This is a genomic window from Azospirillum brasilense (assembly GCF_003349955.1).
GTDB lineage: Bacteria > Pseudomonadota > Alphaproteobacteria > Azospirillales > Azospirillaceae > Azospirillum > Azospirillum brasilense_B.
The window spans coordinates 13,029-35,230 of record NZ_QLKQ01000003.1; the positions used below are offsets into that span (position 1 = coordinate 13,029).

Genomic DNA, 22,202 nt, shown 5'->3' on the forward strand with positions numbered 1-22,202 from the left:
TGAGGAAGGAACAGGCATCATGTCGAAAAAGCTGGTGGTTTGCGTGTGCACCTACCGCAGGCCGAAGGATCTTCACCGCACCCTGCTGTCGCTGGAGGGGCTGACCTTCAACCCCGACGCCCCGCTGGACGTCGAGGTGCTGGTGGTGGACAACGACCCGGCACGCTCCGCCGAACCGCTGTGCCAGGAGATGGCCCAGGACTGGCGCTTCCCCATCCGCTACGCGGCGGAGCCGGTGCCGGGGATTCCCGCCGCCCGCAACCGCTGCCTGGACGAGACCACGGACGCCGACCTGATCGCCTTCATCGACGACGACGAGGTGGCGAGCCCCGGCTGGCTGGACTGGCTGGTGACGGCCATGGAGCGCACCGGCGCCGCCGTGGTCGCCGGCCCGGTCCTGCCGATCTACGAGAAGCGGCCGCCCGACTGGCTGACCAAGGGCCGCTTCCACGACCTGCAGCGCATGCCCACGGGCAGCGAGCCGGCCTATTGCGCCACCGGCAACGTGCTGTTCCGCCGCTCCATCCTGAAGGGCGGCGTGCGCTTCGACCCGGAGCTGAGCCTGTCCGGCGGCAGCGACGTGCTGTTCTTCGAGCAGATCCGCCGCCAGGGCCACCGCATCGTCTGGTGCGACGAGGCGACCATCGAGGAGCATGTGCCGGCCAGCCGCATGACCGCGCGCTGGATCCTGCGCCGCGCCTTCCGGCTCGGCACCTGCGTGTCGCTGACCGAGGCCAAGCTGAACGGCCAGCGCCGCACGCTGGTGAAGCGCTCCACGCTGGGCCTTGGGCACATCGCGCTGAACCTCGCCGCCCTGCCGCTGGTTCCGATGGCGATGGCCTTCGACACGAGCTGGCCGATCCGCCGTCTCCAGAAGATCTGCGTCGGCAGCGGCTATCTCTACGGCCTGATGGGCTTCCAATATCTGGAGTACAAGCGATGAAGGACGTTGCGGCGAACGGCGGTTCGGCGGAAGCCCCGCCCGTCACCGTCAGCGCGGTCATCCCGACGCGCAACCGCCCGCATCTCGTGCTGAAGGCTGTGGAGAGCGTGCGCGCCCAGACGCTCAAGGACGTCGAGATCGTCGTCGTCGTCGACGGGCCGGACCCCGCCACCGTCACGGCGCTGGAGGCGGTGGAGGACCGCCGTCTGCGCATCGTGCAGAACCCGGCGTCGCTCGGTCCCGCGGGGGCGCGCAACGCCGGCGTGCAGGCGGCGCTCGGCGCGTGGATCGCCTTCCTGGACGACGACGATTCCTGGGCGCCGGAGAAGCTGGAACGCCAGCTCGCCGCCGCCAAGGCGTCGGGCGCTAAGCTGCCGGTGGTGTCCTGCAGCACCAGCGTCAGCATCGGCGAGCGCCGCTACGTCTGGCCGCAGCGCCGGCCGGAGCCGGGCGAACCGATCAGCGATTACCTGATCGACCGCCGCAGCCCGCTGTCCCGCCCCGGCTATCTCGCCACCCCGACGATCATGGTGCCGCGCTCTCTGGCGCTCGCCGTGCCGATGCCGGACTACCGGCATTTCGAGGATTGGGGCTGGCTGTTCCGCGCGCTGGATCAACCCGGAGCGGAACTTGTCTTCGTGGATGAGCCGCTGTGCTTCGTGGAGATCGACGAGGGCCGCGCCTCGCTGCATTCGGTGGACGACTGGCGCCAAGCCTTCGAATGGGCGCGCACGCACCGTCCGCTGATGACCGGCAACGCCTACGCCGCCTTCCTGATGACCAAGGTCGTCGGCATGGCCCGCCGCGAGGGCGACTGGAACGCCGTCCGCCGTCTGCTGGCCGAGGCGACGCGGGCGGGCGACCCGAAGATGCGGCATTACCTGATGTTCTTCGGGACCTGCGTGGTTCCGCCGTCCTTCCACCGCCGGGTCCGTGCGGCGACCCATTCGGACGCCGCGACGGCGTGAGGCCCCAGGGCGGGCAAAGTTTTGCCCCCTCCCCTGCCCTCCCCCGCTTCGCAGGGGAGGGAGAACAGTCCCCTCCCCTGCGTTAGCGGGGGAGGGTTAGGGAGGGGGCAATACCACTCCCCTCCCCCTCTTCACATCACCACGGCCAGCAGCAGCGGCAGCGTCAGGAACGACAGCGCCGTGGAGCCCAGCACCATTCCGGCAACCTCCTGCGGCGCGTTGTTGTAGCGCAGCGCCCAAAGGTAGTTGAACACCGCCACCGGCATGGTGCTTTCCAGCAGCACGACGCCGCGCATCGTGCCCTCCAGGTCCAGCACCTCGACCACCGCGAGCCCGGCGGCGAAGCCGAGCAGCAGGCGCAGCGCCGACATGGCCAGCGACCGCAGCATCCCCTGCATCCGCAGCCCCGCCAGAGCCACCCCCAGCGAGAACAGCATCAGCGGCACCGCGCAGTTGCCGAGCAGAGTCGTCGTGTTGGTCACCCATTGCGGCGGCTGGACGCCGGTCATCAGGACCAGCACGGCCAGCGCGACCGCGTAGATCACCGGGGTGCGCAGCACCTGCCTGGCGTCCGTGCGTCCCGCCGCCAGGGCCGGGCCGATGGTGAACTGGAGGACGGCCAGCGTCGCGAAGAACAGCACCGCCAGCCCCATCCCGGTTTCCCCGAAGGCGAACAGGCAGACGGGAATGCCCATGTTGCCGCCGTTGGGAAAACTGAGCGCCGGCAGATAGACGCGCAGCGGCAGGCGGCTGGCGAGCAGGATCGGCGTCGCCATCAGCCCGGCCAGCGCCATGCTGCCGACCGAGGCCACCGCCATGGTCAGCAGGTCGTCCCCGCCCAGCGTCAGCCGGGCCAGCGAGGAGAAGACCAGGCAGGGGGTGGAAACGTTGATCGCGAAGGTGGTGATGAAGGCGCTGTCGTAGGGCAGCTTGGCGCGGCTCCAGCCGAAGCCGAGGGCCGCGATGAGGAACACCGGCACGACGACGGCGGCGATGCTGGACAGGGGGGCGAGCAGGTCCATGGTCAGCGCGCGGCCCGCGTGCTGGCGGCGTGGAACCAGCCCAACCCGTCCTCGGTCCGGGCGCGGGGCCGGTACTCGCAGCCGATGAAGCCGCGGTAGCCGGTCTCGGCCAGAACCTCGAACAGATAGGGATAGTTGACCTCGCCGCGGTCGGGCTCCTGGCGGTCGGGAACGCCGGCGATCTGCACATGAGCGGTGAGGTCGGCGTTGGCCCGGATGCGGGTGGCGAGGTCGCCCTCGCTGATCTGGCAATGGTAGAGATCGAGCTGGAGCTTCAGGTTCGGCGCCCCGACCTCCCCGATCACCCGGCGGGCCCGCGCGGTGCCGTTCATCAGATAGCCCGGCATGTCGCGGTTGTTGATCGGCTCCACCAGCAGCGTCAACCCGGCCTCCGCGCAGGCCGCCGCGGCGTGGCGCAGATTGCCGGTGTAGGTCGCCAGAGCCGCGTCCCGCTCCAGCCCCTCCGGCGGGATGCCGGCCATGCAATGCAGCAGCCGGTTGCCCAGCGCCTTGGCGTAGGCGATGGCCGTCGCCACGCCCTCGCGGAACTCCGCCTCGCGGCCGGGCAGGCTGGCGATGCCGCGCTCCCCCGCCGCCCAGTCGCCGGGGGGCAGGTTGAACAGAGCCTGGGTCAGCCCTTGGGCGTCCAGCGCCGCCCTGATCCGCTCCGCCGGAACGTCGTAGGGGAACAGGAACTCCACCGCGTCGAAGCCGGCCGCCGCCGCCGCGCCGAACCGGTCCAGGAAGGGCCGCTCGGTGAACATCATGGACAGGTTGGCGGCGAACCTCATGGCGTCCGTCCGCTGGCTATCGTGGGCATGGTCCCCTCCCGCTTCGTCTGGGCCGCCGCTGCGGCTGGTTGCCCCGACAATGCAGCAGGCGGACGGTCCGGACAATCGCCGGCCCATGCCGCACACGCTTGTCAGGTGACCGCCCATACCGGTTGCACGGCATTGCGGGGGACACGCACAGTGCACGGCCCCTGCCGCAGCCGGAACCGACGGATGATGAAGCGACTCGCCTCCACCGCCCTGACCCTTCTTGTGGCCGCTCTGGGTGGCGGGCTGTTCGCCCTCGCGGGGCTTCCCGCGGCGTGGCTGATGGGGGCGATGGCCGCGGTGGCCGGCGGGGCGCTCGGCGGGTTGACCCTGCGCCTGCCCTCCCCGCTCGGCAGCGCCGCCTTCGTTCTTCTGGGCATCTCCATGGGCGCCGGTGTGACCCCGGACACGCTGCACCAGATGGCCTCCTGGCCGCTCAGCATGGCGCTGCTCGCCGGATCGGTGATGGCCTGCCTGTACGCCTGCTCGGCGTGGCTGGAGCGGGTGCACCGCTGGGACCCGGCGACCGCGCGCTACGCCGCCGTTCCCGGCGCGCTGGGCGCCGTTCTGGTGCTGGCGGCGGAAAGCCGGGCCGACCTGCCGCGGGTGGCGCTGGCGCAGAGTCTGAGGCTGTTCGTCCTGGTCGCCGCCATGCCCTGGCTTCTCGATCTGGTGTCGTCCACCCCCGGCCTGCCGCCCCGCCCTGCGCTCTCCGACCCGGCGGGCGCCCTGCCCGAGCTGGCGCTGCTGGTCGGGGCCAGCGCCCTGGCCGGCCTGCTGTTCCAGACGCTGCGCGTGCCCGGCGGGGTGCTCCTCGGCGCCATGCTGGGGAGCGCGCTGTTGCACGGCAGCGGTCTCGTGGATCACCGGTTGCCGGGATGGCTGCTCAACGCGGGGTTCGTGGTGACGGGGGCGCTGATCGGGTCGCGCTTCGCCGGGGTCACGCTGGCGTCCCTGCGGGCCGCGCTGCGCCCCTCGCTGGAGAGCGTGGCGCTGGCGCTCGTCCTGTCCTCAATCTTCGCCTGGGCGGGAGGCTGGCTGCTCGGCCTCCCCTTCGGCCAGCTCTGGCTCGCCTACGCGCCGGGCGGGGTGGAGGCGATGACCATCGTGGCCTTCGTACTCGGCCTCGACACCGCCTTCGTCGGCACGCACCATGTCGTGCGCTTCGCCGGGCTGGGCTTCCTGGCCCGCTGGTGGCAGCCCCGGCGCGGCTGACCGCGCCGGATGTGCGGCAGGCCGTCGAGTTCGCCGCCTCGAACCGTCGGCAGCATTCCTCCCGTGGCCTCCGGAAGCACGGCGCGGTCCGCCTGCCTCGACTTCGCTCATTCAAGCCATGGGCTTTCCGGCGCGAATGAGCGAGGCCGAAGCTTACGTCAGCGCTTTACGCCGCGTGGCTCAGCAGCCACGGATCGGCGTGGTCGAGCAGCGGGTCGAAGCCGGCGGCATCGGCCAGGGCGACGCCATACAGGCTGTTCGCGGCGACCGACGTGTCGGCCACGGCCGCCGGAGCGGCGGCAACCTGCTGAGCCGCGACGTGGCTCCACACGCTGTCCATCCCGGCGTCGAGCGCCAGGGGCGCGGCCTCGCCGACCGGGGTGGCCGAGGGGAAGAAGCTCTTGTCGGCGTCCACCACCAGCGTGCCGTTCCACCACAGACCGGACTGGCCCTTGACCACGTCCTTGCCGTCCAGCGCGCCCTTGTCGTAAGTGACGATGGCGTCGGTTGGCAGGACGGACTTGCCGTTGATGGTGACCTTGTTGACGAACAGGCTGCGGTCCTGCCCGTTCACCACGGCGTCGTTGTCGTACTGGATCTGCACCTTGTGCGCCTGATCGGCGCTCAGGCTGGTGATGAAGCTGTAATCCTTGGCGGCGGTGCCGACGACGCCCTCGCCGACCTTCTGGCCGTCCACCAGCAGGTTGAAGTGGGCGTTCACCCCGCCGGCCGCGGCACCGGAGGCGTTGACGGTGATCGTCGTGCTGCTGGGACCGCCCTGCGGCAGCGTGCCGGCCGCGGGGAACTCCTTCGCCGGGGCGTCGACCACCAGCGTGCCGCCCCACCACATGGACGACTGGCCCTTGACCACGTCCTTGCCGTCCAGCGCCCCCTTGTCGTAGGTGACGATGCCGTCCGTCGGGTTGTGGGCGGTGCCGTTGATGGTGATCTTGTTGACGAACAGGTTGCGGTCCTGGCCGTTCACGAAACCGTCGTTGTCGTACTGGATCTGCACCTTGTGCGGCTGCCCGGCCGTCAGGTTGGTGGTGAAGCTGTAATCCTTCGCCGCCGTGCCGACCATGGCGTCGCCGATGGCCTTGCCGTCCACCAGCAGCTTGAAATGCGCGTTCACCCCGCCCGCGGCGGAGCCGAAGGCGTTGACCTTGATCGTCGTGACGCTGGCCGTGGGCGTCGTCGGGACGGTGGGCGTGGTCGTCGTGTCCACCGCGAAGCCGGCGGACGCCCCGGCCTTGCCCGCGTTGCCGGCGAGGTCGGTGTAGCTGCCGGCCTTCACCGCCACGCTGGCGTCGGTGATCTTCGTGTCGGAGGACGGCGTGAAGACGGCGGTGTAGGTGGAGGTGTCCACCGTCTTGAAGCCGCTCAGCGTGCCGCCCTTCACCGCGGTGTCGGCCAGCGCGAAGTCCTTCACCGCCTCGCTGAAGGCGAAGGTGACGAGCGGCGCCTCGCCCTTGGTCACGCTGGTGTCGGCGATGGTCACCTTGACCGTGGGCGGCGTGGTGTCGGTTGCGGCGGGCGGCGACGTCGGAGCGGGCGGGTTGGTCGGGCTGGTGGGGGTGACGGTCGTCCAGCCGGCGGTGGAGGGGTAGGCCTGGGACAGGGTCGAATGCTCGTCCTGCGTGGTCGCGTTCATGTAGGCGGACCAGGTGTCGCCTTCCGGGAAGTCGCCCCAGCGCCAGCGGTCGCCGTCCGGCATGTAGTAGGTGTTGTTGTCCCACACGTTGCCGCCGTTGAGCATGCCGGCCTCGTTGTAATCCGCCACGCCGCCCGACTGGCCGTTGCCGTCCTTGGACACGGTGATGTTGTCGTGGATCTTGTTGTTCGTGGTGGTGTAGGTGCCGAATTCCCCGGCGCCGCGATCCTGCTGGATCATCACGATGCCGTTGGCGCCCTTGACCCCGGTGATGTCGATCTTGTTGCCGTAGGCCTCGACCTTCTGGGAGTTCTGGATCTGGATCGCGCCCCCCCACAGCCAGCCTTCGGCCTGCGGCTCGAAGCCGTTCCCGACCAGAACGTTGTTGCGGATGACGGCGTCGTAGCTGATCTCGTGCGTGATGCCGCCGCCGCTGTTGCCGACCACGACGTTGTTTTCATAGAGAGCGCCGACGTTGTCGATGTCGGTCCACAGACCGAAGCCCGTGTTGTCGTGCGAGTAGTTGCCGCGGACCACAAGGTCGGTCGTGTAGGCGAACTTGGTGCCGCCGCCTTCCCAGAACACGTCGATGCCGGACCAGGCGCCGTTGCGCGCGATCTCGTTGCCCTCGACCAGGATCTTGGCCCCGGCGCCGCCCAGGCCCATCTCGCCGTTGTCGTGGACATAGTTGCCGATGAACTTGCTGCCGTCCTGCGCCGTGGCGCCGACCGCGTAGTTCAGCCGCAGCTCGTTGTTCTGGATGGTCCAGCCCACGTCGCCCTGGATGGCGCCGTGCTGCACCGGCGGGGCGTATTTCTCGATGACGAGGTTCTTGATCGTCACGTTGTCGGCGGTGCCGCTAAAGGCATGGGCCGTCACGCCGGCCTCGACCTTGTGCCCCGCCGGGTTGTCGCCGATGTAGATCTTGTCGGCGTTGTAATCGAAGTAGAAGGTCCCCGGCTTCAGCTTCGACAGCGCATCCACCGGAGTGAGCGGCTTGTCGTCGACATAGACGGTGTCCGGATAGCCGCCGCGCATCGCATCGGGGCTAGCCTTGTCCGTTTCACGGCGCTCGCCCTGCTGCGTCTGCCCACCGATCACCCAGCGCCCCGCGCTTTCCTGGGTGAAGCCGGTCAGCAGCTTCGACCCGTTCAGCACGGCGCCCTCGGCCCCGATGAAGGCCTGGTTGTCCTTGGGGGTGATCGACTGGAGACGATACTCGCCCGGCTGCAACCAGAAGGTCGCGCCAGCGGGAGCGCCATTGACGATGGACTGGATGTTGGCGCCCGGTGCTATGACGATCGCACCAGCGGGGGCCGTCAGCGTCTGAGGTCCGTACAGGTTGGCCATGTGTCAATGCTCTCTTAAGATGTTGTCTTCTGGTATGAGTTCTTCGGCGTTTTCGCCCTTTGGCATAGGCAACTACTACCAATTTGGATGAATCGCCCGGCGAGGCATTTTTGTGAGATTCCCCGGTATCCTTGGCGAAGACTCCGGGAAGTCTTTGTTTTCAAAAAAGGAATCTTCCGCTTATCAAGAATCCGAAAAGAGGACGGAAACTTTCGCTTGCGGCCTCTTGTGCGCGTGCAAGCGCCGCGTCATCCGCTGGACGACGGCGCAAGCCCCCAAGGGCGTCAGAAACGGGATATCAAAAACGCGGAGGGATCAGTCGCCGCCGAACTGGCGGTCGACCCACTCGCCCACCGCCACCGGATCGAAACGCAGGTCGAGCGGAATGCCGGCGATGGCGGCGCGGCAATGCTCGATGAAGGCGCGCTCCGCCCGGTTCATCTTGGCGGCGGGGTTCCACAACAGATGGATGTCCACCGGCGCCACCCCCTCCTCCGGCGGCAGCGGCCACAGCAGACCATCGCGCACGTCGCGCTCCGCCACATGGCGGGGCAGCGGCCCGATCCCCAGCCCGACGGAGATCATCCGCCGCACCTCGTCCAGATTGACCGAGGCGCCGACGATCCGGCTCTCGATCCCCTCCTGCGCGCGGAAGACGGCCAGCGGCGACAGCACCCCGCCGATCTGGTCGGAGGTGAAGGAGACGAACCCCTCGCTGCGCAGGTCGCTGAGCGTCAGGCCGGTGCGGCCGAACAGATGATGCCGCGGCCCGCAATAGAGACGGTAGATCTGACGGGCGAACAGGGCGTGCTCGACCAGCGGCGGCGGCTCCCGCATCAGGCAGAGGCCGAGCGAGCCGGTCTTCTGCTGGATCGCCATGTGGACGTCGGCGCTCGCCATCACGTCCAGCCGGAAGGTCACCTGCGGGTGGGTGGCGTGGAAACGCTCAAGCAGGGCGTCGAACAGCAGCGACTGGATCCGGCTGGCCAGCAGGATTCGGATGTGGCCGGAAATCTCCTCGCGGATGTCGCGCATCAGAACGGCGAAGCGGGAAATGTTGCCGTAGATCTCCAGCACCTCGGCGTAGATGATCTCGCCCGCTTCGGTCACCCGGAAGCGGCCCTGCCCGCGCTCGATCAGGCTGCGGCCGATCTGGTCCTCCAGCCGCTTCAGGGCCTGGGACACCGCCGGCTGGGTCAGCCCCAGGCGCTGCGCCGCGCGGGTCAGCCCCTGCTCCTGCACGATCACCATGAAGGTGCGCAGCAGGTTCCAGTCCAGCTGGTGGCCCAGCCGTTCCAGGTCGCGCGCCGTCATCGGGGGAAATCCCATCGCCATAAATCCTGCTTATGTCGGCAATGAGGATTATCGATTTGGCGGAGGATGAGAAGCTGAATTGTAATACGCCTGTCGTCAGCGGTCGATCCCCGGCAACGCCCAACCGGGCAAAACCAGGGTCATAGTCCGAAAGTCGAAATCACCACAGTTTCTTTCCGGTGATTTGCCGACCCACACGGACGACTGCGCGGCGGAGTGGTAAGAACGGAGTCGTCATGCCCGCATCCCACGAGGGTGAGCGGAGCATTGCAGCCGTGGACCGGGATGCGATCCTGGGCGCGGTCGCGGCGCTGCGCGAGGATGGAGTGCGCCTGCTGTCCGATCTGGTCCGGAGCCCCAGCCTGCTGGGGCAGGAAGGCCCGGCGCAGGATCTGATGGAACGGATCTTCCGGGACATGGGCCTGGAGGTGGACCGCTTCGCCATCGACGAGGAAGCGCTGAAGGCCCAGCCCGGCTGGTCCCCCTCGCTGATCTCCTACGAGGGCCGCGAGAACGTCGTCGGCGTCCACACGCCCCGGCGGGCGACCGGCAAGTCGCTGATCCTGAACGGCCACATCGACGTGGTGCCGACCGGGCCGGAGGAGCTGTGGTCCGCCCCGCCCTTCGAGCCGGTGGTCCGCGACGGCCGCCTCTACGGGCGCGGCGCCGGCGACATGAAGGCGGGCATCGCCGCCTATGTGATGGCCTTCAAGGCGCTGAAAAGCCTGGGCGTCCAGCCCGCCGCCCCGGTCTATCTGCAGTCGGTGGTCGAGGAGGAATGCACCGGCAACGGCGCGCTCGCCTGCGTCGCCCGCGGCTACAAGGCCGACGCCGCGGTGATCCCGGAGCCCTTCAACCACACGCTCCAGATCGCCCAGGTCGGCGTGATCCGCTGCGAGCTGGAGGTGACCGGCCGCCCCGCCCATGTGCTGGACACCGGCGCCGGGCTGAACGCCATCGAGGCGGCCTTCCGCGTGCTCAAGCATCTGAAGGCGCTGGAGTCGGCCTGGAACCACCCCGACGGGCGGCATCCCGCCTACGCGCACCATCACCACCCCTACAACCTGAACGTCGGGCACATCGACGGCGGCGAGTGGGCGTCCTCCGTCCCCACCCGCTGCCGGATGGAGCTGCGCTTCGGCTTCCCGCCGGGCCGCGCCGCCGCCGAGGTCAGCGCCGAGATCGAGCGCGCGGTGGCCGAGGCCTGCCGCGGCGACTCCGACCTCAAGGGGATCGACGCCCGCGTCATCTTCCGCGGCTTCCAGGCGGAGGGCTGCACCCTGGACCCCGATCACCCGATGCTGGAGGCGCTGGACGCCGCCCACCGGTCGATCTTCGGGAGCCCGGCGCCGAAGCTGGCCCAGACCTGCACCACCGACGTCCGAAACTTCGTCCTGTACGGCGACACGCCGGCCACCTGCTACGGCCCGGAGGCGGAGCGCATCCACGGCATCGACGAGTCCGTCTCGCTCGACAGCGTGGCGAAGGTCACCGCCGTGCTCGCCCTGTTCATGGCCGACTGGTGCGGCCTCGAATCCATCGATCCATAACGGTCGCGTGACGAGAACCAATCAATAAGGGGGCTTCAGACATGAGCAATCGTTTGCGTCACTTTCGTCAAACCCTGACCGCCGCGGCGCTGGCCGCTGCGTTGGCGGCGCCGCTGGCGCTGACCGTGCCCGGCGTCGCCGTGGCGCAGGAGCGCGGCGGCACGATGAACATCATCGTCCAGCCCGAGCCGCCGATCCTGGTGCTGGCTCTCAACCAGCAGGGTCCGACGCAGACGGTCGCCGGCAAGATCTACCAGGGCCTGCTGACCTTCGGCTTCGACCTGAAGCCGCAGCCGGAACTGGCGGAAAGCTGGGAAGTCTCGCCCGACGGCAAGGTCTACACCTTCAAGCTGGTGAAGAACGCCAAGTGGCACGACGGCAAGCCCTTCACCGCCCACGACGTGGTCTTCTCCACCTCCAAGCTGCTGATGGAGACCCACCCGCGCGCCCGCGCCACCTTCTCCAAGTGCGAGAAGATCGAGGCGCTGGACGATCACACCGTCCAGTTCACGCTGAAGGAGCCGTTCGGCCCGTTCCTTCAGGCCTTCGAGGTGTCGTCGGCCCCGATGATGCCCAAGCACATCTATGACGGCACCGACTACAAGGCCAACCCGGCCAACGCCACCCCGATCGGCACCGGCCCCTTCAAGTTCAAGGAGTGGAACAAGGGCTCCTACATCCACCTCGTCCGCAACGACGAGTATTGGAAGGCCGGCAAGCCCTATCTGGACGACATCTATTTCCGGGTGATCCCCGACGCCGCCTCGCGCGCCGTCGCCGTGGAGCAGGGCACCGTCCAGCAGACCCAGTTCAACGACATCGAGACCTTCGACGTCCCGCGCCTGAAGGGCCTGCCCAACGTCGAGATGACGACCAAGGGTTACGAGTTCTTCGCGCCGCTGTCCTGGATCGAGATCAACACGCGCAACAAGCCGCTGGACGACAAGCGCTTCCGGCAGGCGATGATGCACGCCATCGACCGCAAGTTCATCCGCGACAAGATCTGGTTCGGCCTCGGCCGCCCGGCCACCGGCCCGGTGAACTCGGTCACCCGCTTCTTCGAGCCGAACGTCCGCAAGTACGACTTCGACCCGAAGAAGGCCGAAGCGCTGCTTGAGGAGGCCGGCTACAAGAAGGGCGCCGACGGCACGCGCGCCAAGGTCCGCCTGCTCGTCATGCCCTACGGCGAGACCTGGACCCGTCTGGGCGAGTATGTGAAACAGGCGATGAAGCGCGTCGGCGTCGACGTGACGCTGGAGACCACCGACGCCGCCGGCTGGGTCAACCGCGTGTCCAACTGGGACTACGACCTGTCCTTCAACTTCGTCTACCAGTACGGCGACCCGGCGCTCGGCGTGACGCGCACCTACGTCTCGGACAACATCCGCAAGGGCGTGATGTTCTCCAACACCATGGGCTATTCCAACCCCGAGGTGGACAAGCTGTTCGCCCAGGCCGCCCAGACCAACAAGGACGAGGAGCGTCAGCAGCTCTACTCCGCCGCCCAGAAGATCCTGGTCGAGGACGTGCCGGTCGCCTGGCTGCTGGAGATGGAATTCCCGACCTTCGTGGACAAGCGCTTCAAGAACGCCGTCACGACCGCCATCGGCGTGAACGAGAGCTACGACAGCGTCTACATGGTCAAGAAGTAAGAAAAGGGAGCGGTTGCCCCCACCCTTCCCGCGGCTCGCGCCGCGGGCCCCTTCCCTCCCCCGCTGTCGCAGGAGAGGGAGGTCAATCCCCTCCCCTGCGACAGCGGGGGAGGGTTAGGGAGGGGGCAACACGCACCCGGGAGTGACAACATGCCCCGCATCGCCCTATTCATCTCACAGAGGCTGGTGAAGGCGGTCTTCGTCGTTCTGGCGATCGCCGTGTTCAACTTCTTCCTGGTCCACGCAGCGCCCGGCGACCCCGCCGCGGTGATGGCGGGCGAGGCCGGGGCCGCCGATGCCAAGTTCGTCGAACAGCTCCGCCAGCAGTTCGGCCTCGACCGCCCCCTGTACGAGCAGCTCGGCACCTACATGTCCAAGGTGGTGCAGGCCGACCTCGGCTATTCCTACCGCCAGCAGCGGCCCGTCTTCGACCTGCTGGTGGACCGCCTGCCCGTCACCCTGTCGCTGACGCTGACCGCCTTCGTGCTGGCCCTGCTGGGCGGCATCGCGCTCGGGACGCTGGCGGCGATGCGCGCCGGCACCTGGTCGGACACCGCCATCACCGTGGTCGGCCTGACCGCCTACGCGACGCCGATCTTCTGGATCGGCCTGATGCTGATCCTTCTCTTCTCGGTCAATCTCGGCTGGCTGCCCGCCTTCGGCACGGAGAGCATCGGCGCCGGCTACACCGGCTGGGAGGCATTCCTCGACCGGGCCCGGCACCTCGTGCTGCCGGTGACCACGCTCGGCCTCTTCTACATGGCCGTCTACACCCGGCTGACCCGCGCCTCGATCCTGGAGGTGCGCGACATGGACTTCGTCAAGACGGCGCGGGCCAAGGGCCTGCCGGAATGGCGCATCGTGTCGGTGCACATCCTGCGCAACGCCATCCTGCCCGTCATCACGGTGGCGGGGTTCCAGGCCGGTCACCTGATCGGCGGCTCCATCCTGATCGAGACCGTCTTCGCGCTCCCCGGCATCGGGCGCCTCGCCTTCGAGGCCGTGTTGCAGCGCGACTATCAGGTCCTTCTCGGCATCTTCCTTCTGACCTCGGTGGTGGTGGTGGTGTTCAACCTGCTGACCGACCTGATCTATTCCCTCGTCGATCCGCGCATCGAGGTGGCGCCATGACCGCCGCGGCCATCACGCCGTCCCGCAAGGGGGCCGGCTTCTGGGGCGCCTTCGCCCGCAACAAGGGCGCAGTGATCGGGCTGGCCTTCCTGACCCTGATCGTCCTCATGGCGGCCTTCGCCGACGTGCTGTACCCGGACAGCCCGTGGGACATGACCGCGATGCCCTTCCAGCCGCCGCTGTCCGACGACGCGCTGCTCGGCTCCGACACGCTGGGCCGCGACATCGCGGCGGGCATCGCACACGGGGCGCGGGTGTCGCTGCTGATCGGGCTGACCTCGACCGCCGTCGCCGTGCTGATCGGCGTGTTCCTGGGAGCCGTCTCCGGCTTCTACGGCGGACGCGTCGACGATCTGGTGATGCGCTTCACCGAGCTGTTCCAGACCATTCCGAACTTCGTTCTGGCCGTGGTGCTGGTGGCGATCTTCACACCGTCGCTGACCTCCATCGTGCTGGCCATCGCCATCGTCTCCTGGCCGCCGCTGGCCCGGCTGGCGCGCGGCGAGTTCATGAGCCTGCGCTCGCGCGAGTTCGTGCACGCCGCGGTGACCACCGGCCAGTCGAACATGACGATCATCTGGCGCCAGATCCTGCCCAACAGCCTGTCCCCGATCATCGTGTCGGCCTCGCTGATGGTTGCGACGGCGATCCTGCTGGAAAGCTCCCTCTCCTTCCTCGGGCTCGGCGATCCGAACCTGATGAGCTGGGGCTACATGGTGGGTGCGGCCCGCACGGTGATCCGTCAGGCCTGGTGGATGAGCTTCTTCCCCGGCATCGCGATCCTTCTGACCGTGCTCGCCCTCAACCTCGTGGGTGAAGGGCTGAACGACGCGCTGAATCCCAAGCTGGCGCGAAAGGGCCGTTCCTGATGACCGAGACGCCTCTCCTCGACGTCCGCAACCTGACCATCGACCTGCCGCGCGGCGCCGACCGACCGCACGCGGTCCAGGACCTGACCTTCACGCTGGAGCCCGGCGAAATCCTCTGCGTGGTCGGCGAGTCCGGGTCGGGCAAGTCGATGACCGCGCACGCCGTGCTGGGCCTGCTGCCCAAGGCGGTGAAAGTCTCCTCCGGCGAGATCCGCCACCAGGGCACCAACGTGTTCAGCCTGCCGGAGCGCGACCAGCGCGCGCTTCGCGGCGGCCGCATCGCCATGATCTTCCAGGAGCCGATGACGGCGCTGAACCCGCTGATGCGGGTCGGCGACCAGATCGACGAGGTCCTGCGCTACCACACCACGCTCGACCGCGCCGCCCGCCGGGCCCGCGTGGTGGAGCTTCTCGGCTCGGTCGGCCTGCCGGAGCCGGACCATCTGCGCCGCAGCTACCCGTTCCGCCTGTCGGGCGGCCAGCGCCAGCGCGTGATGATCGCCATGGCGCTGGCGGTGGAGCCGGACATCCTGATCGCCGACGAGCCGACGACCGCGCTCGACGTCACCACCCAGAAGCAGATCCTGGAGCTGATCCAGGACATCCAGGCCAAGCGCCGCATGGGCGTGATGTTCATCACCCACGACTTCGGCGTGGTGGCGGAGATCGCCCACCGCGTGGCGGTGATGCAGCGCGGCCAGATCGTCGAGATCGGCACCGCCGAGGAGGTCCTGAACCACCCGAAGCACCCCTACACCCGCCAGCTCATCGCCGCCGTCCCGCACCTGATCGAGCATCGCGAGGACTTCACCCGTGCGCGCCAGCCGGTGCTGACGGCGGAGAAGGTGTGCAAGACCTTCCACATCGGCGGCGGCTTCCTCACGCCGGGGCGCAAGGTGGTGGCGGGCGACGACCTGTCGCTGACCATCCACCAGGGCGAGACGGTCGGGCTGGTCGGCGAATCCGGCTCCGGCAAGTCCACGCTCGGCCGTTCCATCGTCGGGCTGATCAAACCGGATTCGGGCAGGATTTTGTTCGAGGGCGTCGATCTGCTGTCGCTGTCGCGCCCGGCCTTCCGGCCCTACCGGCGGCACGTGCAGATGGTCTTCCAGGACCCCTACGCCTCGCTGAACCCGCGCCACACGGTGGGCGACATCATCACCCAGGGGCCGGTGGCCTTCGGCGAGGACCGCCACAAGGCGCTGGAGAAGGCGAAGGCGTTGCTCAAGCTCGTCGGGCTCGACGCCTCGGCGGCGGAGCGCTTCCCGCACGAGTTCTCCGGCGGGCAGCGCCAGCGCATCTCGATCGCCCGCGCCCTGGCGCTGGAGCCGAAGCTGCTGATCGCCGACGAGCCGGTGTCGGCGCTCGACGTGTCGGTGCAGGCGCAGGTGCTCGACCTGCTGGAGGACCTGCGGCACCGGCTGAACCTGTCGATGCTGTTCATCACCCACGACCTGCGCATCGCCGCCCAGATCTGCGACACCATCGCGGTCATGCAGAAGGGCCGCATCGTCGAGATCGGCCCGGCCAAGGAGGTGTTCGGCAACCCGCAGCACGCCTACACCCGCACTCTCCTGGACGCCATCCCCGGCAAGGGCTGGACCATCCCGGAGGACGTGGTTCCGGTGACGCGGCGGTCGGCCGCCCTGCGCAGCAGCGCCTGACGGGACGGTCATGAAGGTCGCCGTCATCGGGGCCGGGGCGGTCGGCGGCTTGATCGCCGCGCGGCTGACCGCCGCCGGGCTGCCGGCCGCGCTGGTCGCTAGGCGGCGGACGCTCGACACGCTGCGGCGCGACGGGCTGACGGTCGAAGGCCCCTCGGGCCGTCCGGTGACGGTGCGGCCCCAGGTGACCGACGACACGCTGGCCCTCGGCCCGCAGGACGTGGTGGTGCTGGCGGTGCCCTCCCCCCTGCTGACCGACGTGCTGGACCTGCTGCTTCCCCTGCTGGGGCCGAAAACGCGGCTGGTGCCGGTGGTCGGCGGCGTCCCCTGGTGGTACCCGGCGGACGGGTCTCTTGGCGGACCCCTGAAGGCGGTCGACCCCAAGGGGCTGCTGTCGGACGCCATCCCGGCGGACCGCATCGTCGGCGCCGTCGCCCGCGTGGCGGTGGAGCGGCGGACCCCCGGCTATCTGCGGCATCTCGGCGGGCTGCGGCTCGCCCTCGGCCCGGTGGCGGGGCAGGAAAACGTCAAGGACTTGGCGGCCCTGTTCGGGGCAGGCGGCTTCAACGCGCTGGCCGTGCCGGACATCCGGGCGGAGGTGTGGACGGCGCTGCTGGCGCCCTTGGCCTTCGGCCTGCTCGGCCTCACCACCGGCAAGACGGCGCAGGAGATCGCCCACGACGACGCGCTGCAGCCGACCTTCGCCGCGGTGGTGGAGGAGGTGCTGGCCCTGTCGGCGGCGCTCGGCCATCCGGCGACGGCCAAGGTCGAGGATGTGTGGACGATGGCCCAGCATCCGGGCCGCATCCGTCCGGCGCTGCGCGCCGACGTAGCGGCGGGCCGGCGGGCGGAGATCGAGGCGGTGCTGGACGCGCCGCTGGAATTGGCAAAACGGGCGGGTCTGAGCCTGCCCACGGTGACCGGACTGCTGACCGCGGTTCGCGCCGACACTCGACAATAATTCGGAATTGGGATCGGGATAGGGACCATGTCTGACCTGCGCATCGACGGCGACCGCCTGTGGCGGACCCTGATGGACCTCGCGACGATCGGCGCGACGCCGAAGGGCGGCCTGTGCCGGCTGGCGCTGACCGACCTCGACCGGGAGGGCCGCGACCTCTTCGTGCGCTGGTGCGAGGAAGCCGGCTGCACCGTGACCGTGGACGAGGTGGGCAACATCTTCGCCCGCCGCCCGGGCCGCAGCCCCGACCGTCCCGCCGTCTGCATGGGCAGCCATCTGGACACCCAGCCGACCGGCGGCCGCTTCGACGGCATCTACGGCGTGCTGGCCGGGCTGGAGGTCATCCGCAGCTTCAACGACCAGGGCATCGAGACGGACGCCCCCATCGACCTGATCGTCTGGACCAACGAGGAGGGCGCACGCTTCTCCCCGCCGATGCTGGGCTCCGGCGTGGCGATGGGCGTCTTCACGCTCGACCATGTGCTGGACATCCGCGACACCGACGGCGTCCGGCTCGGCGACGAGCTGGCGCGCATCGGCTACAAGGGCGAGGTCCCGGTCACCGGCCACGCCATGGGCGCCTATTTCGAGGCGCACATCGAGCAGGGCCCAGTGCTGGAGGCCGAGGACGTCGAGATCGGCGTGGTGACCGGCGCGCAGGGCCAGCGCTGGTACGAGGCGACGGTGACGGGCCGCGAATCCCACGCCGGGCCGACGCCCATGCGCCTGCGCCGTGACGCCCTGGCCGGTGCGGCCGTGATGATGGAGGCGGTGGAGGCCATCGCGCTGGAGGTCGGCGGCGACGCCTGCTCGACCATCGGGCGCGTCCAGGTCCACCCGGACTCCCGCAACGTCATTCCCGGCCGCGTCTGGTTCACCATCGACCTGCGCAACCCGGACCCCGATGCGCTGGCCCGCATGGACGCGATGCTGCGCGAGCGGCTGGCCGCCATCGCGGACAAGCGCGGCCTGACGCTGGAGCTGACCGACTTCTGGGCCTTCCCGACCACGCCCTTCGCGCCGGAGCTGGTCAGCCACGTCCGCCGCTCGGTGGAGCGGCGCGGCCTCAGCCACCGCGACATCGTGTCCGGGGCGGGCCATGACGCGGTTTATGTCGCGCGCAAGGTGCCGACGGCGATGATCTTCATCCCCTGCGAGAACGGCCTCAGCCACAACGAGGCGGAGAACATCAAGCCCGAACACGCCGCGTCCGGCTGCGCGGTCTTGGCGGACGCGGTTCTGGCCGCGGCTGGGTAAAGCAAAATTCCCCCTCTCCCCTCCGCTCACGCGCAAACGAAGTTTGCGCTGACGCGACAGGCGGACCTTCGGTCCGCCGAAAGCGGGGAGAGGGCCGGGGTGAGGGGGTTGCGCTTTTGCCGAACGGTCCGACACGCGCAACCCCCTCACCCTAACCCTCTCCCCGGAGGGGAGAGGGAAACACATCACTCCGGGAGCCTGTCCATGCGCTACGTCTTTGCCGAGGCCCAGTTGCGCCATCGTCCGCCGACCTTCCTGGTGCGCGGCCAGCCGAAGCCCTCGCCGGAGAAGGCGGAACGGGCGGAGGCGCTTGTCGGCTCCCTGCGGGCGCGCGGCGCGACGGTGGAGGAGCCGCCGTCCTACGGCGCCGGCCCGCGCGCGGCGGTCCATTCCGCCGATTACCTGCGCTTCCTGGAAACCGCCCACGCCCGTTGGTCGGCCCTGCCGGACGCGTCGGAGGTCATCGTCCCCAACGTCCACCGCAACACCGACATGGCCGAGTACCCGACGGGCATCGTCGGCCAGGCGGGCTGGCACATGGCGGACACCGCCTGCCCGATCGGCGCCGGCACCTGGGAGGCCGTCTGCGGCGGCGCCGACACGGCGGTCCACGCGGCGCTGATGGTGGCGAGCGGTCGGGAGCGCGCGGCCTACGCCCTGTGCCGCCCGCCGGGGCACCACGCGTCCCGCGACATGGCGGGGGGATTCTGCTACATCAACAACGCCGCCGTCGCCGCCCAGGCGATGCTGCCGGTGCTGGCCCAGCAGGGCCGCGCGCCGCGCGTCGCCGTCTTCGACGTGGACGTCCATCACGGCAACGGCACGCAGGCCATCTTCTACGAGCGCGACGACGTGCTGGTGGTGTCGATCCACGGCGATCCCAACAACTTCTACCCCTGGTTCGCCGGCTACGCGCACGAGCGCGGCAAGGGCCGCGGGCTGGGCAGCAACCTGAACATCCCCCTGCCCATGGGCACCGAGGAGTCCACCTTCCTCGACGCGGTGGACGGGGCGCTGACCCACATCGCCGCCTTCGGGCCGGAGGCGCTGGTGCTGTCGCTGGGCTTCGACACCTACGTCGGCGACCCGCTGGCCTTCTTCAAGGTGACGACGCCGGGCTTCGCCGCGCTGGGCCGCAAGATCGCCGGCGCCGGCCTGCCGACCGTGGTCGTGCAGGAGGGCGGTTACGATTGCGACGCGCTGGCGGTGAATCTCGCCAGCTTCCTGGACGGTTTCGAGGGCGGGCTTACGGAGGCGGCACGATGACTGGTGGGAAAATCCCGGGCGCGGAAATCCTGGTCCGGACGCTGGTGGCGAACGGCGTCGACACCTGCTTCGCCAACCCCGGCACGTCGGAACTGCACGCGCTGGCCGCCTTCGACAGCATGCCCGGCGCGCGCTGCGTGCCGACGCTGTTCGAAGGGGTGGCGACGGGTGCCGCGGACGGCTACGCCCGCATGACCGACCGTCCGGCGGCGACGCTGCTGCATCTCGGGCCGGGGCTGGCGAACGGTCTCGCCAACCTGCACAACGCCCGGCGCGCCCGCGTGCCGATGGTCAATATCGTCGGCGACCACGCGACGTGGCACCGCGGCGTCGACGCGCCGCTGACCTCCGACGTGGAGGGGCTGGCGAAGCCCATGTCGGCCTGGGTGCGCACGGTGCCGGACGCCGCCTCGGTCGCCGCCGACACGGCGGAGGCCATCCGCGCCGCGCTGACCCCGCCCTGCGGCGTGTCCACCCTGATTCTGCCGTCGGACTCCTCCTGGGACGACACGGCTTCGGTGGAGCCGATCGTCGTCGAACCGCTGGCCCCCGCCGCCCCGGACGCCGAGGCGCTGCGCGCCGCCGCCGATGCCCTGCGGAGCGGCGAGCGGGTGGTCGTCCTGCTGAACGGCCGCGCCACGCGCGCGGAGGGGCTGGCCCTGGCCGGGCAAATCGCCGCCGCGACCGGCGCCAAACTCTACGCCCACACCGGCGCCACCCGCATCGAGCGCGGGGCGGGCCGCGTGACGGTGGAGCGCTTTCCCTACCCCATCGACCTCGGCATCGCCGCGCTGGCCGGGGCCAAGCACGTCGTCCTGATCGGTTCGGGGGAGCCGGTCGGCTTCTTCGGCTACCCCGACAAGCCCAGCCGTCTGGCCCCGGAGGATTGCCGCATCCACAGCGTCGCCCCGCCGGGAAGCGACGCGCTGGCCGCCCTGCGCTGGCTGGTCGAGGCGGTGGGCGCCGCCGGCACGCCGGCTCCGGTGCAGCCGCTCGCCCTGCCAGACCCGGCGACCGGCGCTCTCACCGCCGACAGCGTCGGGCAGTCCCTGGCCGCCCTGCTGCCGGAAGGCGCCATCGTGGTGGACGAGGGGATTTCCTCCAGCCCGATGGTCTACACGGCCTGCGCCGGGGCGCGCCCGCACGACTGGCTGACCATCACCGGCGGGGCCATCGGCATCGGCATGCCGCTGGCGCTGGGTGCGGCCATCGCCTGCCCCGACCGCAAGGTGGTGACCGTGCAGGCGGACGGCAGCGGCATGTACACGCTCCAGGCCCTGTGGAGCCAGGCGCGCGAGCAGGCCGACGTGGTGACGATCATCTTCGCCAACCGCCGCTACGGCATCCTGCAGTGGGAGCTGGGCAATCTGGGCTTCCGCGACATGGGGCCGAACGCCCGCAACTGCACGGAGCTGGGCCGCCCGGACCTCGACTGGGTGGCGCTCGCCCGCGGCATGGGGGTGGAGGGCGGACAGGCCACGGACGCGGAGAGCTTCAACCGCCTGCTGTCGGCCGCCTTCGCCCGCAAGGGCCCCTTCCTGATCGAAGCGGTGATCTGACGGACAACACCATCCCCCTCGCCCCCTCACGGGGCGGGGGAGGAGACAAGGGAGGACAGCATGACGACGCCCAAGAAGAGCGCGCGCAAAGTCATCATCACCTGCGCGGTCACCGGCTCCATCCACACGCCCAGCATGTCGCCCCACCTGCCGGTGACGCCGGACCAGATCGCGGCGGAAGCCATCGCCGCGGTGGAGGCCGGGGCGGCCATCGTCCACCTGCACGCCCGCGACCCGGAGACCGGCCGCCCGACCCAGGACCCGGAGCTGTTCCAGCGCTTCCTGCCGCGCATCAAGCAGGCGACGAAGGCCGTTGTGAACATCACCACCGGCGGCAGCGCCGCCATGACGGTGGAGGACCGGCTGCGCCCCGCCGCGCAGTTCCAGCCGGAAGTCGCGTCGCTCAACATGGGCTCGATGAATTTCGGCCTGTTCCCCATGCTGAACCGCTTCACCGAGTTCCAGCACGACTGGGAGCGCACCTATCTGGAGAACAGCCGCGACCTCGTCTTCAAGAACACCTTCAAGGACATCGAGCACATCCTGAAGACCTGCTCCGGCAACGGGACGCGCTTCGAGTTCGAGTGCTACGACATATCCCACCTCTACACGCTGGCCCATTTCCTGGACCGCAAGCTGGTGACGCCGCCGCTGTTCGTGCAGTCGGTGTTCGGCATCCTGGGTGGCATCGGCCCGCATCCGGAGGACGTGATGCACATGAAGCGCACCGCCGACCGGCTGTTCGGCGACCAGTATGTGTGGTCGGTGCTGGGCGCCGGGCGCAACCAGATGCCCATCGCCACCCAGTCGCTGGCCCTGGGCGGCAACGTGCGCGTCGGGCTGGAGGACAATCTGTGGGCCGGTCCGGGCCGCCTCGCCACCTCCAACGCCGAGCAGGTCGCCATGGTCCGCAAGCTGATCGAGGGGCTGGCCCTGGAGGTCGCCACGCCGGACGAGGCCCGCGCCATGCTGTCGCTGAAGGGTGGCGACGCGGTGAGGTTCTGACCGGGAT

Annotated in this window: 17 protein-coding genes; 13 read left to right on the top strand and 4 right to left on the bottom strand. The window is 69.5% G+C overall.

What is annotated here, in order from left to right; all coding sequences use genetic code 11:
• Positions 1–19 precede the first annotated feature (19 nt).
• Positions 20–943, top strand: coding sequence for a glycosyltransferase family 2 protein (locus DXK32_RS02050; protein ID WP_114856995.1), 924 nt, complete (start codon positions 20–22; stop codon positions 941–943).
• Complete coding sequence (locus tag DXK32_RS02055; protein ID WP_114856996.1) at positions 940–1,911, top strand: glycosyltransferase family 2 protein; 972 nt, start codon at positions 940–942, stop codon at positions 1,909–1,911. Before DXK32_RS02050 ends, DXK32_RS02055 begins: the two co-directional genes overlap by 4 nt.
• Before the next feature lie 131 nt (positions 1,912–2,042).
• Here DXK32_RS02055 and DXK32_RS02060 read toward each other — a convergent pair whose 3' ends face one another.
• Both DXK32_RS02060 and otnI read right to left on the bottom strand, forming a co-directional pair.
• Complete coding sequence (locus tag DXK32_RS02060; RefSeq protein WP_114856997.1) at positions 2,043–2,933, bottom strand: AEC family transporter; 891 nt, start codon at positions 2,931–2,933, stop codon at positions 2,043–2,045.
• 2 nt (positions 2,934–2,935) lie between these two features.
• A complete protein-coding gene (gene otnI, locus DXK32_RS02065; protein ID WP_114856998.1) occupies positions 2,936–3,724 on the bottom strand; it encodes a 2-oxo-tetronate isomerase in 789 nt (262 codons plus the stop codon).
• 213 nt (positions 3,725–3,937) lie between these two features.
• Here otnI and DXK32_RS02070 point away from each other — a divergent pair, with 213 nt between their 5' ends.
• Positions 3,938–4,966, top strand: a complete 1,029-nt coding sequence (locus DXK32_RS02070; protein ID WP_114856999.1) for an AbrB family transcriptional regulator — start codon at positions 3,938–3,940, stop codon at positions 4,964–4,966.
• A gap of 166 nt (positions 4,967–5,132) precedes the next feature.
• Here DXK32_RS02070 and DXK32_RS02075 read toward each other — a convergent pair whose 3' ends face one another.
• Both DXK32_RS02075 and DXK32_RS02080 read right to left on the bottom strand, forming a co-directional pair.
• Positions 5,133–7,967 (bottom strand): carbohydrate-binding domain-containing protein, encoded by a 2,835-nt coding sequence (locus tag DXK32_RS02075; RefSeq protein ID WP_114857000.1) that lies wholly within the window; start codon positions 7,965–7,967, stop codon positions 5,133–5,135.
• 315 nt (positions 7,968–8,282) lie between these two features.
• Positions 8,283–9,281: a LysR family transcriptional regulator gene (locus tag DXK32_RS02080; RefSeq protein ID WP_114857001.1), complete on the bottom strand. Its 999-nt coding sequence runs from the start codon at positions 9,279–9,281 to the stop codon at positions 8,283–8,285.
• A gap of 275 nt (positions 9,282–9,556) precedes the next feature.
• Here DXK32_RS02080 and DXK32_RS02085 point away from each other — a divergent pair, with 275 nt between their 5' ends.
• The 10 genes from DXK32_RS02085 to DXK32_RS02135 all read left to right on the top strand — a co-directional run bounded on the left by DXK32_RS02085 (position 9,557) and on the right by DXK32_RS02135 (position 22,195).
• On the top strand, positions 9,557–10,831 hold the full coding sequence (locus tag DXK32_RS02085; RefSeq protein WP_114857002.1) for a M20 family metallopeptidase: 1,275 nt from the start codon (positions 9,557–9,559) through the stop codon (positions 10,829–10,831).
• Positions 10,832–10,872: 41 nt separating this feature from the next.
• On the top strand, positions 10,873–12,483 hold the full coding sequence (locus DXK32_RS02090; RefSeq protein ID WP_114857003.1) for an ABC transporter substrate-binding protein: 1,611 nt from the start codon (positions 10,873–10,875) through the stop codon (positions 12,481–12,483).
• 150 nt (positions 12,484–12,633) lie between these two features.
• On the top strand, positions 12,634–13,614 hold the full coding sequence (locus DXK32_RS02095; protein ID WP_114857004.1) for an ABC transporter permease: 981 nt from the start codon (positions 12,634–12,636) through the stop codon (positions 13,612–13,614).
• Positions 13,611–14,483, top strand: coding sequence for an ABC transporter permease (locus tag DXK32_RS02100; protein WP_114857005.1), 873 nt, complete (start codon positions 13,611–13,613; stop codon positions 14,481–14,483). Before DXK32_RS02095 ends, DXK32_RS02100 begins: the two co-directional genes overlap by 4 nt.
• On the top strand, positions 14,483–16,147 hold the full coding sequence (locus DXK32_RS02105; RefSeq protein ID WP_114857006.1) for an ABC transporter ATP-binding protein: 1,665 nt from the start codon (positions 14,483–14,485) through the stop codon (positions 16,145–16,147). The genes DXK32_RS02100 and DXK32_RS02105 overlap by 1 nt, the downstream gene beginning before the upstream one ends.
• Before the next feature lie 10 nt (positions 16,148–16,157).
• Complete coding sequence (locus tag DXK32_RS02110; protein ID WP_114857007.1) at positions 16,158–17,108, top strand: ketopantoate reductase family protein; 951 nt, start codon at positions 16,158–16,160, stop codon at positions 17,106–17,108.
• A gap of 27 nt (positions 17,109–17,135) precedes the next feature.
• A complete protein-coding gene (locus tag DXK32_RS02115) occupies positions 17,136–18,365 on the top strand; it encodes a Zn-dependent hydrolase (RefSeq protein ID WP_114857008.1) in 1,230 nt (409 codons plus the stop codon).
• Positions 18,366–18,569: 204 nt separating this feature from the next.
• Positions 18,570–19,631 carry a histone deacetylase family protein gene (locus DXK32_RS02125; protein WP_114857009.1) on the top strand — a complete coding sequence of 354 codons (1,062 nt, stop codon included), beginning with the start codon at positions 18,570–18,572 and terminating at the stop codon, positions 19,629–19,631.
• Positions 19,628–21,190 carry an acetolactate synthase large subunit gene (locus DXK32_RS02130; RefSeq protein ID WP_114857010.1) on the top strand — a complete coding sequence of 521 codons (1,563 nt, stop codon included), beginning with the start codon at positions 19,628–19,630 and terminating at the stop codon, positions 21,188–21,190. The genes DXK32_RS02125 and DXK32_RS02130 overlap by 4 nt, the downstream gene beginning before the upstream one ends.
• A gap of 60 nt (positions 21,191–21,250) precedes the next feature.
• Positions 21,251–22,195, top strand: a complete 945-nt coding sequence (locus tag DXK32_RS02135) for a 3-keto-5-aminohexanoate cleavage protein (protein WP_114857011.1) — start codon at positions 21,251–21,253, stop codon at positions 22,193–22,195.
• Positions 22,196–22,202 lie beyond the last annotated feature (7 nt).

Bases quoted from the DNA above. Each gene is read 5' to 3' on its own strand.
- DXK32_RS02105 (WP_114857006.1), top strand. From the start codon at position 14,483: ATGACCGAGACGCCTCTCCTCGACGTCCGCAACCTGACCATCGACCTG.
- DXK32_RS02090 (WP_114857003.1), top strand. From the start codon at position 10,873: ATGAGCAATCGTTTGCGTCACTTTCGTCAAACCCTGACCGCCGCGGCG.
- DXK32_RS02050 (WP_114856995.1), top strand. From the start codon at position 20: ATGTCGAAAAAGCTGGTGGTTTGCGTGTGCACCTACCGCAGGCCGAAG.
- DXK32_RS02070 (WP_114856999.1), top strand. From the start codon at position 3,938: ATGATGAAGCGACTCGCCTCCACCGCCCTGACCCTTCTTGTGGCCGCT.
- DXK32_RS02110 (WP_114857007.1), top strand. From the start codon at position 16,158: ATGAAGGTCGCCGTCATCGGGGCCGGGGCGGTCGGCGGCTTGATCGCC.
- DXK32_RS02060 (WP_114856997.1), bottom strand. From the start codon at position 2,933: ATGGACCTGCTCGCCCCCCTGTCCAGCATCGCCGCCGTCGTCGTGCCG.
- otnI (WP_114856998.1), bottom strand. From the start codon at position 3,724: ATGAGGTTCGCCGCCAACCTGTCCATGATGTTCACCGAGCGGCCCTTC.
- DXK32_RS02055 (WP_114856996.1), top strand. From the start codon at position 940: ATGAAGGACGTTGCGGCGAACGGCGGTTCGGCGGAAGCCCCGCCCGTC.
- DXK32_RS02100 (WP_114857005.1), top strand. From the start codon at position 13,611: ATGACCGCCGCGGCCATCACGCCGTCCCGCAAGGGGGCCGGCTTCTGG.
- DXK32_RS02115 (WP_114857008.1), top strand. From the start codon at position 17,136: ATGTCTGACCTGCGCATCGACGGCGACCGCCTGTGGCGGACCCTGATG.
- DXK32_RS02125 (WP_114857009.1), top strand. From the start codon at position 18,570: ATGCGCTACGTCTTTGCCGAGGCCCAGTTGCGCCATCGTCCGCCGACC.
- DXK32_RS02075 (WP_114857000.1), bottom strand. From the start codon at position 7,967: ATGGCCAACCTGTACGGACCTCAGACGCTGACGGCCCCCGCTGGTGCG.
- DXK32_RS02095 (WP_114857004.1), top strand. From the start codon at position 12,634: ATGCCCCGCATCGCCCTATTCATCTCACAGAGGCTGGTGAAGGCGGTC.
- DXK32_RS02135 (WP_114857011.1), top strand. From the start codon at position 21,251: ATGACGACGCCCAAGAAGAGCGCGCGCAAAGTCATCATCACCTGCGCG.
- DXK32_RS02130 (WP_114857010.1), top strand. From the start codon at position 19,628: ATGACTGGTGGGAAAATCCCGGGCGCGGAAATCCTGGTCCGGACGCTG.
- DXK32_RS02080 (WP_114857001.1), bottom strand. From the start codon at position 9,281: ATGACGGCGCGCGACCTGGAACGGCTGGGCCACCAGCTGGACTGGAAC.